This window comes from Sporosarcina sp. Y352, from assembly GCF_056786535.1.
Window position 1 is genome coordinate 74088 of the sequence record NZ_JBXCJE010000008.1, and the last position, 17062, is coordinate 91149.

Consider the following 17062-nt stretch of genomic DNA (forward strand, 5'->3'; position numbering starts at 1 on the left):
TAAAGCATTAAATAAGTGAAAAAAGTTCTCAATAATGGATGTAAAAAAGTTCGGGGAAATTGTTGTCGATTTTGCTCAATTCTCCACCCTTTTCACAAATTATTATACGAATAGTCCACGCATTTCATTTATTGTCGCATAGGATAAGGGGAATCGCTTGGAAGGAGTGGAAGAATGGTTAACATGCAACCAGGTGGTCAAGGGGAGCAACAATGGTTCCCGAGATTACCTGATGGATATGAAGGTAATCCGTCTCAAGGAATGCAAGGATATGAGAATCAAAGCTGGCCGCCGGGCATGGGTATGCCTGGACAGGGAATGCAAGGATTTCCTTCGGGGCAAGGTGGGCAGGGATACGGAATGCCTGGATTCCCACCAGGGCAAGGTGGGCAGGGATACGGAATGCCTGGGTTCCCACCAGGGCAAGGCGGGCAAGGGTTTGGGATGCCAGATCCACCGGGGCAAGGTGGGCAAGGGTTCGGGATACCAGGTTTCCCAGGGCAAGGCGGTCCAGGATTCGGAGGGCCAGGTTTCCCAGGGCAAGGTGGTCCAGGATTCGGGGGGCCAGGTTTTCCAGGGCAAGGTGGACCAGGTTTCCCACCTGGGCGAGGCGGCGGTCAAGGACAACAGCAAGGACAGCGGGCTCCTAGCTCACCACCTCCAAACCGAATACCGGAATATCCTAGTACTTCATTGTTCGCAGTAGACCCCGGGGCAATCCGCGGTTGTCTATTCCGCTACACTTTTATCTGGACATCGAGAAGACAAGGTTTTTGGTTCTTCCCGGTCTTCGTCGGTCGGACTTCAGTTGCGGGCTATAGATGGCGCAGCAGACAAAGAAGATGGCAATACATGGGCATGGACCTTAACCAAATTGACAGATTTACCTGCTAGAAATGCACGACCTTCATAATTATAACAACTTACTTTTCAAATAATATATTCATATTTAACAAAGCGATTCCAATCGTCATCTGGAATCGCTTTTTAACTGTTTAACTATGATTACCAAAGGGTATATGGATATAATGAATGCACAAGAGGAGTAATGGGTATGATTACTCCAAAAGATATGTACCAAAACCCCATTAGAAACAGAGGTGATTTGATGAAAAAAGTATCTAACGTATTTTGGATTACCTTAGCACTTGTAGTAGTGACAGTTTTATACGGTGCTATCTCGCCGGAAAGCTTCGAAATAGTTACTAACAATATGAAGAATTTTATCACATCATCGTTCGGTTGGTATTATCTACTAGTAGTCACCGGGATTGTTTTGTTCTGTCTGTTCTTTATAGTCAGTCCAATGGGGCAGATTACACTAGGTAAGCCCGACGAAAAACCTGAGTATTCTCGTTTAAGCTGGTTTTCAATGCTATTTTCAGCAGGGATGGGGATAGGACTTGTTTTCTGGGGAGCAGCAGAACCTTTATCTCACTTTGCCATCAACCCAGCAACTGAACAACCAGAAACAGCCGCGGCCTTCCGTGAATCAATGCGCTTCACTTTTTTCCATTGGGGAATTCATGCATGGGCGATTTACGCTGTCGTCGCCATGACTCTTGCCTATTTCCAATTCCGTAAAGGAGAGCCCGGTTTGATATCTTCAACAATGAAACCGCTATTTGGAAAACGAATGGACGGTTGGTTAGGTACTCTGATTAATGTTCTTGCTGTTTTCGCGACAGTATTCGGTGTCGCAACGACACTAGGATTTGGCGCCATTCAAATTAACGGAGGATTAGCTTATCTATTCGATTTGCCCATCAGTTTCCCTATTCAAGTTGCCATTATCATTATTGTTACAATTTTGTTTGTTGCGTCTTCATGGTCAGGTCTAAGCAAAGGGATTAAATATTTGTCTAACATCAATATGATTCTCGCATTAGTATTACTTATCCTTGTTGTTATACTTGGGCCAACCTTGTTAATTTTCAATACGTTTACTGATACAATCGGTACTTATTTGCAAAACTTGATACGGATGAGTTTCCGGGCAGCACCTGTTAATGAAAGTCATCGTGCATGGATTAATGACTGGACCATTTTTTACTGGGCATGGTGGATTTCATGGGCTCCTTTCGTCGGTATATTCATCGCGCGTGTATCGCGTGGTCGAACGATCCGGGAATTCCTTGTCGGTGTCCTGATGTTACCAACCCTACTAAGCCTCTTCTGGTTTTCCGTTTTCGGTACGACTGCAATAGATGTACAAACGAAAGGAACCGATCTGTCCGGACTAAAAACAGAGGAAACGCTTTTCGCCGTTTTCAATGCGATGCCAATGTCGATGACGCTATCGATTATCGCAGTCATTCTCGTTGCAATCTTTTTCATCACTTCCGCAGATTCTGCAACATTCGTACTTGGAATGCAGTCGACATACGGATCACTCAATCCGCCGAACACAGTGAAACTAACATGGGGTATCGCTCAGGCTGCTGTTGCCATGATTCTACTCTCTGCCAATGGACTAACTGCACTTCAGAATGCATTAATCATAGCAGCATTGCCCCTCTCCTTTATCATAATCCTTATGATGATTTCGTTTTATAAGGCGCTTGATAAAGAACGTAAGGAGATGGGGCTGATGGTAAGGCCTTATGATAAGAAGCGGAAAAAGTGATTTGAAATGCTGACGTTAGTTACCAACCCAATCCATCGGTTATCTTACAAATTGCATACATGTCGATTGATTGGTGTTATGACAGAACCGCCACCTCTTTCCAAAGCGTTTGTCATTAGGCATTCAAAATACGATGGTCAAGACAAAGTAAACCTTCACTTTAAATTAATTCTAAGTGGAGGTTTACTTTTCGTATTACTTATCATTTAACTTCAATACTAATGCAGATGCTTCAGCCATATTGAGACTTTCAAATCCGTACTCTTTCCGTAATTCTGCTACTAAGGAAAGAATTTCTGTCAAAAACTGAATGTTTTCATCGGTGTTTCTTCCGAAGTTATGAGGGTGCCACCAAAGATGAAACACTTCACCGTTCTTCGCCGCATGGATCATGCTTTTTTTAATCCTTTTTAGTCGCAATGGTTCGAATTTTTTTAACGACCGACTAACAGGTCTTAGAAATCTGCTTGATTGTAAGTTAACAAGTGGCTCTGATTCCACCTTATCTATGGCATACGTATGTTGTCCCGATATATTTATATAACAATCAAGCAAACGAAAAATCCTTTTTAACTGTCCCTGCTCTTTGAAACGACCCGCTTTGTATAGCCAACTTTCTTCGTTCCCCCGAAAACTATCGATGCCCGCGTCTTTACAAATTTGCAAGTAGTTTTCATTCAATTGGTTTCTTGGAAAAACAAGCGAGCGAATCGGCTGTTCATCAATACTGCAAACCTTAATGGATTGAGTAAGATCTGATGTAAACTGCCTCGCATCCTGTCCGTTTTCAAGACAGTAATAATGTGAGAAGGTGTGTGTTCCTATCTCCTGGTTTGGTACACTGGCAATTTGATGGACTAAGGATAAACCAAAATGGTAAGGATCTTGTTCTTCATTTTCCCCGACCATGTCTAGTTTCTTATAAGAGGAAAACTCTTCATTCTCGTACTCCGGTTGGAGGAGGGGAAGATTCTGCGTTAAATCTTCCTTATTGTCAAAACAAAGCATCCCCACTGTTGCCCAAGTCGCATGTATATCAAACTGTTGAAAAAGCTCTAGCATTCTTGGAATAGCTGTTCTGACACCTTTTAGGTTCTCACTATATTGCTCTAATGAAAAAACGTCATGGACTCCCCAATTCAGTTCGAAATCAAGCGATACAATGAATATCCCCTTTTTATTCACTGTATCCCCTTGGCACTAGCAGTGGCCAATTTCCAATTTCTTAGTTTCAGAATCCATTTTGCAATGTTTGAACTCGCTTCATAACCTGTAAAAACAGGGATGATTTCCCCACCGAATCCCTGTTTAAACCTACGAATGTTTTCGTTGTCCGATAATCCGCCCATGTCATATATTGTGTGTCCTTTATCTTTAAACCAGAGTATACACTGCCATATAAGAAGTCTATTGGCTTGGCTAAGAATCCTTTTTTCTTCGGAGCTCTCAACCATCCTAAAATGCGATGCAGAATACAAATTCATCACAATTCGACCATCCGTTATATAAACACGGTAACATAGAATATCTTTTTTCTTGTTTTGCATGTAAGTCAGTATCAGTGCCTGTTTATCACGAAGTAGTTTCATTGTTTGCATGTGGTACGCATTACAGGCATGTGTCTTCTTATTTTTTGCGAAATGATTGTAATAGGTTTGAAACTTTGCCATTTCATCATCTGAAGGTTTTTCAATAACGACATGCGTAAGTTCTCTTTCCAATGCACTTCTAATTTGCCTTCTGGTTGTTTTATGCATTTCCATTAGTAATGTATTTTCCTCTTTCAATAAATCGAGTTGAATGGTTTCGAGTCTTCTAAGAGAGTTTCCCGGGAAAATCGAATGGGAATACCCGATTAACTGAATATGAGGGTCTGATTGAATACTTTCGTTTGCAAAATAGACAGTCTTAATATTTACATTCAATATTTTTCTTTCGATTTCGAGTATAACTTTTCCTCCCCGCTATTATTCAGTAACCAAAAGCTTTCTAAAACCCATATAAGTTCTTTTATATATCTTCTTACATTTAGTAAACCCTAAATTCCCTAACAGGCTCTTAGGGGTTCCATTTTCATTCTTACTTGTTACATAAACCAATCTTGCATTGCTTTTTTGTTTTACGTATGAACAGACGTCTGCCAGATTACTCTCATTCCAATTCGATATATGGATAGAACTTTTTCGGAAGTTTTCAATATGAGAAATAGAATCGATTCTTAGCACCTTTTCGTTCGTCCAAATTATACTTTCAAAAGCTAAACTTCCTTTATGATAATATCCTTTGTATCCTCCATACATCCTCCGACAAACTTCCTTCATATGTTGTTTAGCAATTATTGGATCGTTTAATGCATCTTCTAATTTCAATTCGACAAACAAGTCCGGGTTAAGTGAATCAACAATATTCTTTTTTTCTATCTTGTAAACGTCAAACTGGTCACGTTCGTATATAATCTTTTTTGCCCAAATTAAGACTTTAGTGAACCCCTTCCAAATACTTGTCATTCCATTTTTATTGAATAAGTTTCTGAGGATATATAGTAGTTTCCCGATTTTATTTCGTTTAAATAATACGACTTTATGGTTTTTCTTAACGCGCTCAATAAGGACTTCCTTCATTGACATGATATAACGCAAAGTATTTGCACTGATCGTATCTGATGAAAAAATCATTTTTCGTGTATAATCAACATCCGTATTCCAGTCAAACTTATACGGTTCGTATCCAATACTTAAATCAAATTTTGAATAACCATCATTTTTACATTGTAAGATTTTTTCCTTTTCAAGAATACGCCCAGGACCAAAACCTTGAAAATCATTATCGAAACCTAGAACGTAACCCAAAAACCTCCCACGACAATTAAAACCATAATTAAAAGCAATCATTGTATCATTGATATACAATGAATCGATTTCGGTTTTCATAGGACCGTCTTTAATACGGGCAAGACTCCGGAAAAAATTCTTTTCTTTTTCATTTGTAAATCCACTTGTATCATGCTTCTTTTCCCATTGTTTTTTGTGCAGTTTAAATAACGTTTCCATTTCCCCCATGTTTGTTTGCACAACTAGGAAATCCCCAATTTCTCGAAGTTTCTTTTCTCTCCTGTCCAACCGGTGCAACCGTTGTCTTTCCGCCATATATTTATCTGTTTTTATCCTGTTGAGATCAATAAAAGGCGTAATTGTCCGATGAACGGAAAATGTAAATTCCCGTTTTTGTAAATAAGCTTCTAATCTTTCAGGAGTGTCACTACTTTCCAGCAATCCATGTAGGTAAAACACAACATTCTTTCTTGTTCTTATAATTTCATCAATTACAAACTCGATGGTTTCGTCAAGAACATTCTTTTTCGCAACGATATCCATATAGTTCGCCAGCCCGAATGCCATAAAATAATACTTGTAGGTCAACCATCCTTTTTCATAGACAAAAGGGAAAAACGCAACAGTTTTATCGTCCTTCCGAACATGGATAATTTCCACTGAGTACTCTTCGCCTAAATGCTTCCACCATTCATAAATCCATGCAAATTCGATAAAGGGATTCGTGTTTTGATTTTCATCCAGGATAGTAGACCAGTCCTGCTGGTATTCCATTAGTTGCTCCTTTGTAGAAATACGTATTAATTGCATGCTCTCGCCTTTCCTCCATTCGTACGATTCATCCGAAATCCACTTTACGACTTGTGAATAACTGACAATCCATCTTTAAAGGTACTAATCACAGTGCCTGCGTAATCCATTGATGCCGTGGGAAATAAATGATTCTATATAATCTGATGCGTTGGCGTCTACTGGGGGAGCCGAGGCAATAAGACTGACAGTGATTTTCTGTCGGACTTATTGTGGGAGGCATCCCCTAGCGCTAAGCGTTGTTAGTAGGATTCTTTAAGTTAACATATATTAGCGTTTCAACTTTTTTATTAACAAGATGACCAGCTGAAAAAGAGTATTTGCCTCCCGTATTCTAGCAATTTTACAAATTACGCCATAAGTTAAAACACCTATACTAATTTGGCAAGTTATTTTAACAAAAGGATCTGCAGACAATATACTATCCATCGAGTAGACCACAACCCCCATCACTAAAGTGCTTAAAAATGCTGGAAGTAAATCCTTTAACTGCTCCTTCATTAAATAACCTATTTCTTTAGCTGAGAAATAGGAATTTATCAATAATGAAATATAGGAATTTATAATCGATACCCAAATTAAACCAACAATTCCCCATTTAAACCACAAGGACATTACAATTAATATTGTTAATATAGACTTATTGATAATTTCCAACAGTAAAAATAAATCTGATCGGCCCTTTACTAGTAAAATATCTAGATTTATGGCATGGAGTGGGGATATCATGCCACCAATACAGAGGAGTTGAAAATAAATTACTGAAGGTAACCACTGTTCGCCAAATAATAGAAAGAATAGTGGTTCTGCTACAGATGCAAGACCTAGCATTAACGGGAAGTTCAAAAAAGCGAACATCTTAAAGATTTTTCTGAATCCATCTTTCAGCTTTATCTCATCTTCTTGAATACTACTAAGTACCGGAAATGAGACGCGTTGAACAGCTGTAGATATTGAATGAGTGGCAAGATCCCTAAACTTAATAGCGTGCGTATAAAGACCAAGCTGTTTTGTTGAATATAATTTCCCAATCACTAAAAAGTAGATATTATTGTAAAAAGTTTCAAGTAATCCTGCCAGTAATATCTTATATCCAAAAGTGAAAAACTTTTTGAACGACTTTCTTTTAAATATTAAAGAAGGAACCCATTTATTGAAAATCCATAAGCAAAATGTCTGGACAAATTGCAACGTTATTATATTTGCAACTAAACTCCATACGCCATAACCAAGTAATGCCATTGTAATCGTTATACTGCCTGAAAACATAATGGCTATGATACTTGCTTTTGTAATTGTTTTAAAATCAACTTTCTTTACAACCATTACTCTTTGGATAAGACCCAAAGAGTTTATGATAAGCACTAGAGAAAGAACTCTAATTATTTCAATCAACTGGGGTTCACCGTAGAAGTTGCTTATCACGCCAGCAGAAATATAAAACAAAAAATAGAGTACCAACGCTATCATTAGATTGAAATAAAAAACTGTTGAGTAGTCTTCCTGAGTCGAATTTTCGTCTCTTATCAATGCTTGTGAAAAACCACTATCGATTATGGTTTCTGAAATCGCTATAAACACTAATACCATCCCGATAAGTCCAAAATGCTCTGGCAGTAATAGTCTTGCAAGAATGATTTGAATAGAAAACTGTATACCCCGATTTACGAATAAATCTGCGAAGCTCCAAATCAAGCCAGTAATTGCTTTATTTTCAAGAGCTTTTAAATCCTGCATACTCTTCTCCTAAATCATTTTAATGACCCTATCCATGCTGATGGATGTACACATATTTATCTAGTTTTCGGTATATAGTTCACTCTAGGATTTTTTTCTTTTCCATAGACTCCATTAAAGGGTTTTTGAATATTTTTTCTTTCTAATATAGGAATATAAAAAACTAGGAACAAGCCCTACAAGTATAGGTCGACTAATATATATATAGTTTCTATATGGAATTCCTAGCATCCTAAAACCTCTATATTTAATAGAAGCCTCAATAAATCGATACTTCAACTTTCTCCTTCTAAGTGCATTTCGATCATCTTTGACAAGGTACAATGACTCTTGGATATTTTCCCCTGTAAAACCAGCTGCGTACATTCTAAACCATAAATCATAATCTTCAGCTCGCCAGGACTTTTTGCTAGCATCATATCCATTGACTGCGGAAAGTGCACTCATCTTCATCATTGAAGAACCATGGCAAAACGGAGATTCTCTAATGAAATCAAATTTAGTCGGAGTGACTGGTGACACTATTTCAGCCCAAACCCCTGTGTCATCAAAATGTCTTGTTCCAGTGCCTACGATGGACAACTCCTTATTGTTTAAAAAGTAATCGACTTGCTTTTGAATTCGATTTGGAATTGAAATATCATCCCCATCTTGTCTAGCAATCAAGCTTCCTGTTACACAGTCCAAGCATTTGTTCAACGAATACGCTAATCCTTCATTTTCATCATTTTTTAATACAATTATATTCTGATGGACGGTGGCGTATTGTACAGCTATTTTATATGTGCTATCAGTCGAACCATCATCACATAAAACAATTTCTATGTGTGGGTAGGTTTGAGCAAGTATGGAGTCGATTGCTTGTGGTAGGGTTAGTTCACAATTATAGATACCCATTATTACTGAAACTCTTGGTTGACTCATCAAACCCACCTCGGCCGATCAATATTTTGATCTTACTCGTGTGATCTTTTATCGGTCTGTTTTTTATTTTCCGTCACTAATTGCTAACTTAACGTTTTTGTTTTTGCGTTAAGTATCTTTTTGAATAGTATTCTATTGTCTCTTTCAATCCGATTGGCAATGTATACTGTACATCCCATTCAAATTCGCGGTATGCTTTCCGATTATCTAGTATGCTTCTTTCAATCTCACCAACCCTTTTTGATTTATAGAGAGGCTTCTTGCTTTCACCGATTTTATCCGTAATTAAATAATATAAATCATCTATTGTTGTTTCCGTGCAAGTACTAATATTAAATACCCCCGTCTGCTTTCCTTCCAGGGCAAGACGGCATGCTACGGCCACATCTTTCACGTATATGAAGTCGCGTGTCTGGCTACCGTCGTAAATACTAATAACTTCGTCTTCTAGGAGTCGGTTTATAAAAATGGAGATGACTCCCGCTTCGCCATTTGCATTTTGCCTCGGACCATAAACGTTTGAAAAGCGTAAAATAATGCTATCCAAACGTTTACGTGCATCAATGAATTGAATGTAACTTTCTGCTGTGTACTTTGATAATGCATAAAATGACTGTGGATTTACTGGTGTTTTTTCATCAATTGGAAAACGAGTAGGTTCACCGTAAACGGCAGCGGTAGAGGCAAATAAAAACTTTTTAACTTGATATTTTTCTGCTAACAGCATCGTTCTGACAGTGCCGACCGTATTCGTAGAGAAGTCTAAATAAGGGTCATTCATTGATGCTGTGACTGAAGCCTGTGCAGCCAAATGGATGACATACTCCGGCTTCTCTTGTTCAAAAACATTTTCTAATGCAGAATCACTCAAATCCATCTGATACAACTTCACTTCTTGTAACAAATTTCTTGGAAAACCTGTCACTAAATTATCAATTACAACAACTTCATAATGATTTTTTATTAATTCTTCTATTACATGAGAGCCTATAAATCCTGCACCACCAGTAACTAAAACCTTCAAACATTCGTCTCCTTTACCCTGTTTTTATATCGTTTCTTGTTAATCACTTGTTTATAATAGGACAACGTTTTTTCATGCATAAGATCGAAAGTGAAGTTTTTTTCATAAAGTAACCTGCTTTCATTCCCCATTTTAGCCCGCAAAGATGGGTCCGTTAACAAAAGTGTTAACTTATTGATTAAGTCAGTATCATCGCCCCGAGGGATTACATATCCATTAATCGATTGGATGACCGCCTCTTTTACTCCCCCCACATCAGAAGCCACTATGGGCAAACCACATCTCATCGCTTCAAGAATACTTAAAGGAAGTCCTTCCCAATCTGATAATAGGACAAATAGATGCGATTTATTTAATAGTTCAGCAATATCATTCCGGTTCCCCAAAAAATAGACCCTATTACTCAACTCTTCATTTTTGACAAACTTCCGTGCTTCTTTAAGTAATTCTCCTTCCCCCACAAAATACATTTTCCACTGGAGTTCTGTTAAGCATAATAATGCTTTCAACAACTGTAATTGCTTTTTGGGCGGTGAAAATCTTGCAACCATAATAATTATAGGTCTTTCATCTATCTGCTCTACCCTCCTATCCATAATGTCATGTACGCCATTATGAATGGTAACAATCTTCTGTGCCGGTAGAACTCTATACTGCAATGCCAAGCGTTTATCATACTCAGATACGGTGATGATCCCATCTGAAATCAAACCGATAGCTTTTTCAATAAGAATATAGGCTCTCTTTTTCCTTATCGGAATGCCTTCGGTAAATGACCAACCATGAACCGTAAATACCGTTGGAATACCAAGTGACCAACCCACAACTCTACCAATTATTCCGGCCTTAGAAGAATGGATGGCAAGTATGTCCGGACGAATCTTCTTTACTACTTTCCTGATTTCAAAAACAGCTTTAATATCAGATAGTACATTCAAATTACGTATTAAATGCTTACTAAAAATTTGATGTATTTTTCCTTCTTCAAATGATTCATGAACATTTTTTTCCCCGCCGGCCATTAAATAAATTGTATGTTTACTATTCTTCTGACCGTTTGCAATATCTCTGACATGTGCTTGTGCCCCACCAATCGTATCCATACGTGTTATGAGTTGGAAAATTTTCAAAGTGTGCTCTCCAATCAATCATCAGTATTTACTTTACCTTTTTCACTCTGTGCCACATTGGGTATCCATGAAATAGCTAGTAAAAACCATAAGTGCCTCCAGTGCAGGGTATCTATAAAAAAACTATTAAACGCCAACCCTATTAATGAAGCAAAAACAACGAGATAAAGAATACTTAGCTCATCATTCGATTGCAAGTAACTTTGAAAGGATTTGAACATGCTTGAGATTATTAGTATTAGAAAAGATACTAAGCCTACTATTCCATTCTCGGTAAAGATTCTTGCGTAAAGACTATGTGGTGATCTATTAAAATAGATATCTGATTGTCCTGGCCCTATACCTAAAGGATTGGAAAGTGCTGTGAGAAACGCATTTTTTTGTGTGTTAAAGCGACCATCGTCGTATCCTTGATAACCCAATCTTGAAATAAGCATGTCCTCAACTAGCGGCGATTGAACGAAAACAAGGAATACTGGAATTACTATCAATAGTAAAATAAATATTGTTTTTAACCTATTTTTCATAAATTCCTTTTTAACAACGAATAGATAAATGACAAGAGTAATGGCAAAATTACCCCATGCTGCTCTTGAAAAGCTGACTATAATACCAGCCGTTATTATCATAAAAATTATGAAATATACGATTTTCATTAGAATCGAGTTTTTCTGAATTTCTAACATATAAATCGCAAATATAGCAGGTATAACTAAAAATGGACCAAATACATTTGGGTCTTTAAAAAAGGCTGTTGCTCTCCCAAATAATAAAAAGTTATCGCTCGAAGGCAGTAAATAATAGTATGCGGATACACCTATAGCTGCTGATAAACAAGCAGAAAATAGATACCCTTTAAGTATAAATCTCAAGTGAATTCCATTTAAGATAGAGCCCATTCCTACCAAACATATCCATGTCATAATTAAATAAACAGTAATTCCTGTATATATGATTGACGGTTTGAATTCATTTACAAAGAACAATGACAGCAAATTACTACATAAAAATAGACATATGACCACTAAAGGAAAGACGGTTTCTTTTGTAAATGAAATAATTGAAAATAGGAATCCCATTGCTATAAATGAAATAAATAACAGATCGTAAGGTGCTGGCTCTATAGTTACAAAAGAACTAACTGCCATTGTTAGAAATAGGAAGTGAGATAGCCATTTTTTTGTGTTGTCATTCATCCTTTAACACCCCGTAAACATCCAATCCTACGAAAGGACCTAGGTACTCTTCATTATTCCGTCAAAGCATTTTAAAATTTTAATTTATATTTTTTTTATGACCGTTCAAAACCGCTCCTACGATATTTGTATTGAACTTCTTTAAATAATCTAATATATTCAGTGCTTTATCTAATTTTGTCTTTCTACTATGCGTGACAAAGATACATCCATCTACCGCTGTCATCAGATTGATGCCATCTGCTACATTCAACGCTGTTGAATCAATAATCACTACATCGAACATATTTCTGACATCATCTAATAGCTTATCCATACCATCCTCCACTAGGAATTTAACTGGATGAATTGCCTGAGGGCCCGTGCCGATAAACGATAAGTTCTCTATTTTTGTTTGCTGAATAACATTTTCCACCTTATAAAACCCAGAAATCACAGACGTGAGGCCTTTTTTATTTGGCAGGTTAAATAGAATGCGTCCGTCTGATTTTCTTAAGTCTGCATCCAAAAAAAGTGTCTTCTTTCCATCCAACGCAAGTTTTACTGCAATATTTCTGCCAATGAAAGTTTTTCCTTCTCCTGATACGGTACTAATCATCATGATTGTCTTCACTTTCTTTTGTTTTATAAGATGGTGAATATTTGCGGCTAGTTTGTTGAAATCTTCTCCTATAGCCCACGGGAATTCAGTCGTTAAATCAACTGGTGTGAGAGCGTCAGAAGAATGAGTAGATTTATATTTTTTTTTCTTCATTGAAATCGATCCTAAAAGTGGTATTCCTAATGATTTTTCTGCTTTTTGTGTTGAAGTTAAACGCGGAAAATAGACTTCTTCAATAATGACAAGGACAATACCTAACAAGAGTCCAATACTGAATGCTATAAAGAGGTAATATAGTAGGTACGGCTTTATCGCTTTTGTATCTGTCCCCACGATTACTTCCTTTAAAATTGTAATATTATCCAGGTTCATAAGCGTACGTATTTCTTCCTGGAACGTAATCGCATATTTGTTCGCAAGAACTGCGGCTTTTTCCGCAGTTCTATCACGTACTATAATCGAAATAATTTGCGAACCACTTCCGGTCTCGATTTTTACTATGTCTGCTATCTTTGTTTTTGTGTATGAATCATCCAAACTTCCACTCACTTTACTAACAAGCCGGTTACTTTTGAAAATAGCCGTATACGTTTCTATCAGTCGTAGATTGGTTTCTATCTCGCCTGTTGTCGAGGCGGTGTTTCCTTCTGTCTTCTTCAAGGAATTCACAAGTAAATCTATCTTCGCTTCATACGTAGGCGGAATAAAGTACCCTACAAAACCACCGATTAAAGTCAACAACAGAGCTATACCAAGAACAGCCACCCAACGTCTTCTAATCGCATACAGGAGATCTTTTACATCAATTACCCGTTTCATGTACTAATCACTAGGTTGGCTTTTCTAGCTCTAAACAAATTCAATAAGCCCCCTTCGCCCTAATAACGCAAATAATAGTTGCCGCAATAATTTTCAAATCAAATAGCAAACTGCAATTGTTTACATAGTAAAGATCATATTCAATTTTTGTGCCATGACTAATTTCTGAACGACCATTAATTTGGGCATAACCTGTGATTCCTGGCTTCACTAGCAACCTTTGTAACTGTTTGTTGTTATATAAGTCGGTTATAGAAGGCATTTCAGGACGCGGACCAACTAGGCTCATATGACCAGCGATTACATTAAACAGCTGAGGTAACTCATCCAAACTATATTTTCGTAAAATTTTTCCTATTGGTGTAACTGACGAATCTCGTTCATTTTTAAATTGAAAATTTTCCGGAACTCCTTCCTTCCAATTATAATCGTGCCTTTTTTCATTTTTTTTCGAGACCGTCATCGTGCGGAATTTTAACATTCGAAACCTTTTGTTATCTAAACCTGTCCTTGTCTGTATGAAGAAAACTGGGCCTCTTGAAAAAATCTTAATAAGAATTGGCAACAAAATGAACAAAGGAAGACAACAAAAAAAAATACCAAAACTGATGATAATGTCAACTAGCCTTTTCCATACGTGGTAACGATGTATTGCTCTGTTTGTCATGGACACGTGCTTACTTACCTGCTGCGTTTGCTCTTTCTCTACTTTCTGCTGATGAGTTTGAGTGGACAATATACTATTCACACCTTCCCCTTCATCCCTAACCCTATCTCTGACTATCTAATACTATTGTACTCACTGACTGTAGGCAGACAGAACCAATATCTTTACCAAATGCTTATTTTTTTTTTACAACAAATAGAAAATAATTTAAATCAAGTAAATCAGACTAGTTAAACGGAGTAATATACGACTAAATAATCATACATTCCAGCAAATCGCATAAATTTTGTAAAGAGTTATCACAAAATCTTATGGGCGGGGTGATGAAGTTGAGTCCCATCATACTAGGTGTATTACTATTTTCAAGTGTGTGTTCTGGCGCCGGTCTAGCTTGGTTTGTATCCCTGATCTTCCAAAATTCAGCTGTGGGATTGTCACTCATATGTGGCGGATTTTTAGTAGGGTTGCTAGCTTTTGACATCATTCCTAGCGCATTTATGATATACAACTCTTTCGGAATTATTTTAGGCGTAATAATTGGCTATCTATTCTTTTTGGTACTTCATAGTTTATTCCATCCATCGAATCCTAATAGTCCAACCGTTTACCTACTCCTGTTTGCTTTTGTAATTCATACGATTCCGCTAAGCATGACTATCGGAAACTTGATAGGGCATTCAACGATTGGCATTACGATTACAGCTTCAATTATTCTTCATCATATTCCGGAAGGTTTTGCACTAACAACAGCTTTCCTTTCACAAGGAGAAAAGTTATGGAGGTTGTTTATTTGTTTTATAGTTTTATCGATATTCTTTAGTCTTTTTATTGGGGTAGGATATTACATGAATCTCACAACAAAGGAGCAAGGTGTACTAATCGGTATTTCCATTGGTCTGATAGCCGCTACAAGCATCAGCGAATTCATCTTACATAACATTAAAGTTGTTCCTTTCAAGACATTTATAACGTACATTCTTATAGGTTATCTACTGAGCAATTTATTTCAATTGTTGCTTTAGGTTTTACAATCAAAAAAGACGACTTCATCTATAATTAGATGAAGTCGTCTTCGTTATTTATAATGTCGCCACATGTCACTTATCGTTGTAATTTCGAGGACCAGGTTCAAATTTAAATTAGAGTAGAATAAGAACCTGGTACCCTAAACTTCATACCCTAGACCCCCACTACTATAATCGTCTTGTCCTGTTATGCCCCGCCCCCAGCCGCCGCAGCAGACTGAGCCGCTTTTGCGCAGTCAATTGCCACAACGAGCGCCACGAGTAGTGGTTCTATCTCAACATCTAGAACTTCCAACTCGTAGCTATCGCCCCATGTGAACCACTTTTTGCTGACAGCGCCAATCAGTTCCCCATGTCGGTACACTTCGAAATCCATATCCCACCAATTTCCCTGTACTACTATTCCTGCCGCGTCAATTGAATAACGCGCTTTTAAAAAGGAAAATTCCTTTTTTATCGTTACCGTTTCTTGGCCGTGTACTTCGGCAAAAAAAGTCGGTAGGAAACTAAACGTTTTTTTTGTGATCATCGCCACTTCTTCCAAAGCCACATCCATAATCGAAAACGTCTTCGGTATTTTCATGAAGCTTCCTTCTACGAAATACACTTCATTCTCTTCTGCATCCTTCACCGAAAACTTACCACTCAGACTAAATACCTTTTGCTTGATATACAAATGTCTCATGCGATCCCTCCTCGTACTAGAAGACTCTTTTCAGTTAAACCCGTTATCTCTAATACGTATCGGATGACAAAACGTTTCACTTTCTCCTTAGAAATGAGCAATACATTTAGTCTTGCTACTCCCACTCAAGCCCGCAACCGTGCCAACACCCGCTCCCCCGCCCTAGCATGACCTAAATAATATGAATACGCGACAACTTTGTTGCGGTGGAAATATAATATATTCACAGCATCCGTTTCATCGAAATGAAAAAGCTTCGCCATTAAATAGGAGGCATTCGTCAATCGTTTTGGCGTCTCTCGGAACAAGTCCTGACGGAGTGCGTGCGCTTCCAAAACATTTTCACTGAAATAAAATGCGAATCGATCTGGCCTTGTTGTTTCGGCAACGTACAACTTAATCTTGCCAATACTTAACTGATTTCGTGCAACCATTTTCAAAATCGCCTCTTCGTCATAATCGATGGCATCTAGTCGCTCGGAACCTTCCTCCACTTTTACTTTACCCTCGGCAATTGCCCAAAAAATCCGATGTGCCAAGTGCACCATGTCCATTTCAATCGCCAACTGAAACACTTCTTGTACAGATACCATGTTCACGCTTCCCTTCCTTTTAGCCTAGGTAGTTATAAAATCTCGTACCGAGAGTAAACTTGTATAAAGTGATTTGTCGTTTAGGCTCCGGGCGCCAGCCCTCGGGACATAAGCAATCCAATATATTTTGTAAACCCACTTATGCCCATCCCGAACATTTGGCGAGATGAGCTATCTAAAATGCAGTTGCTGCAGTAAAATGGCCGCGTTTAATCCAACTTGCATCGCAAGCGACGGAATTACCTGAAGCGGTGACTCTTTGATTAATAAATTCATCACGAATCCTCCTTTGGTGAATAGCAACAAAAGCGTAAGCGCATGGTCAAGGGCGATAAACACATTTCTACCTACTAACGAGTGTTTTTGAAGACAGCAAGACGTCTCTTGCCTGAAC

General features: G+C 37.9%; 15 protein-coding genes. 3 read left to right on the forward strand and 12 right to left on the reverse strand.

What is annotated here, in order from left to right; translation table 11 throughout:
• The first annotated feature begins 174 nt into the window (after positions 1-174).
• On the forward strand, positions 175-894 hold the full coding sequence (locus tag AC1TO6_RS14195; RefSeq protein WP_482102272.1) for a hypothetical protein: 720 nt from the start codon (positions 175-177) through the stop codon (positions 892-894).
• A gap of 214 nt (positions 895-1108) precedes the next feature.
• Entirely contained in the window at positions 1109-2626 is a 1518-nt protein-coding gene (locus tag AC1TO6_RS14200) for a glycine betaine uptake BCCT transporter (protein WP_482102358.1), read from the forward strand.
• A 195-nt stretch (positions 2627-2821) separates the two neighbouring features.
• Here AC1TO6_RS14200 and AC1TO6_RS14205 read toward each other — a convergent pair whose 3' ends face one another.
• The 10 genes from AC1TO6_RS14205 to AC1TO6_RS14250 all read right to left on the reverse strand — a co-directional run bounded on the left by AC1TO6_RS14205 (position 2822) and on the right by AC1TO6_RS14250 (position 14446).
• Positions 2822-3811, reverse strand: a complete 990-nt coding sequence (locus AC1TO6_RS14205; protein WP_482102273.1) for a polysaccharide deacetylase family protein — start codon at positions 3809-3811, stop codon at positions 2822-2824.
• Complete coding sequence (locus AC1TO6_RS14210; protein ID WP_482102274.1) at positions 3808-4551, reverse strand: hypothetical protein; 744 nt, start codon at positions 4549-4551, stop codon at positions 3808-3810. Before AC1TO6_RS14210 ends, AC1TO6_RS14205 begins: the two co-directional genes overlap by 4 nt.
• Positions 4552-4593: 42 nt before the next feature.
• A complete protein-coding gene (locus tag AC1TO6_RS14215) occupies positions 4594-6267 on the reverse strand; it encodes a GNAT family N-acetyltransferase (RefSeq protein ID WP_482102275.1) in 1674 nt (557 codons plus the stop codon).
• A gap of 270 nt (positions 6268-6537) precedes the next feature.
• Entirely contained in the window at positions 6538-8004 is a 1467-nt protein-coding gene (locus AC1TO6_RS14220) for a lipopolysaccharide biosynthesis protein (RefSeq protein ID WP_482102276.1), read from the reverse strand.
• A 114-nt stretch (positions 8005-8118) separates the two neighbouring features.
• Positions 8119-8928, reverse strand: coding sequence for a glycosyltransferase (locus AC1TO6_RS14225; RefSeq protein ID WP_482102277.1), 810 nt, complete (start codon positions 8926-8928; stop codon positions 8119-8121).
• 88 nt (positions 8929-9016) lie between these two features.
• Positions 9017-9952, reverse strand: a complete 936-nt coding sequence (locus AC1TO6_RS14230; RefSeq protein ID WP_482102278.1) for an NAD-dependent epimerase/dehydratase family protein — start codon at positions 9950-9952, stop codon at positions 9017-9019.
• Complete coding sequence (locus AC1TO6_RS14235; protein ID WP_482102279.1) at positions 9949-11082, reverse strand: glycosyltransferase family 4 protein; 1134 nt, start codon at positions 11080-11082, stop codon at positions 9949-9951. Before AC1TO6_RS14235 ends, AC1TO6_RS14230 begins: the two co-directional genes overlap by 4 nt.
• A 14-nt stretch (positions 11083-11096) precedes the next feature.
• The gene (locus tag AC1TO6_RS14240) at positions 11097-12278 is read right to left on the reverse strand and encodes an O-antigen ligase family protein (protein WP_482102280.1); all 1182 of its coding nucleotides are present in this window, start codon (positions 12276-12278) and stop codon (positions 11097-11099) included.
• A 79-nt stretch (positions 12279-12357) separates the two neighbouring features.
• Positions 12358-13698 (reverse strand): tyrosine-protein kinase domain-containing protein, encoded by a 1341-nt coding sequence (locus AC1TO6_RS14245; RefSeq protein WP_482102281.1) that lies wholly within the window; start codon positions 13696-13698, stop codon positions 12358-12360.
• Between the two features lie 40 nt (positions 13699-13738).
• On the reverse strand, positions 13739-14446 hold the full coding sequence (locus AC1TO6_RS14250) for a sugar transferase (protein ID WP_482102282.1): 708 nt from the start codon (positions 14444-14446) through the stop codon (positions 13739-13741).
• A gap of 242 nt (positions 14447-14688) precedes the next feature.
• Between AC1TO6_RS14250 and AC1TO6_RS14255 the strand changes: the two genes are divergently transcribed.
• Positions 14689-15387, forward strand: a complete 699-nt coding sequence (locus AC1TO6_RS14255; protein ID WP_482102359.1) for a ZIP family metal transporter — start codon at positions 14689-14691, stop codon at positions 15385-15387.
• A 190-nt stretch (positions 15388-15577) separates the two neighbouring features.
• On the opposite strand, the gene AC1TO6_RS14260 is transcribed toward AC1TO6_RS14255, so the two are convergent.
• Together AC1TO6_RS14260 and AC1TO6_RS14265 are read right to left on the reverse strand one after the other, a co-directional pair.
• The gene (locus AC1TO6_RS14260; RefSeq protein ID WP_482102283.1) at positions 15578-16075 is read right to left on the reverse strand and encodes an LURP-one-related/scramblase family protein; all 498 of its coding nucleotides are present in this window, start codon (positions 16073-16075) and stop codon (positions 15578-15580) included.
• A gap of 125 nt (positions 16076-16200) precedes the next feature.
• Positions 16201-16668 carry an immunoglobulin domain-containing family protein gene (locus AC1TO6_RS14265; protein ID WP_482102284.1) on the reverse strand — a complete coding sequence of 156 codons (468 nt, stop codon included), beginning with the start codon at positions 16666-16668 and terminating at the stop codon, positions 16201-16203.
• Positions 16669-17062 lie beyond the last annotated feature (394 nt).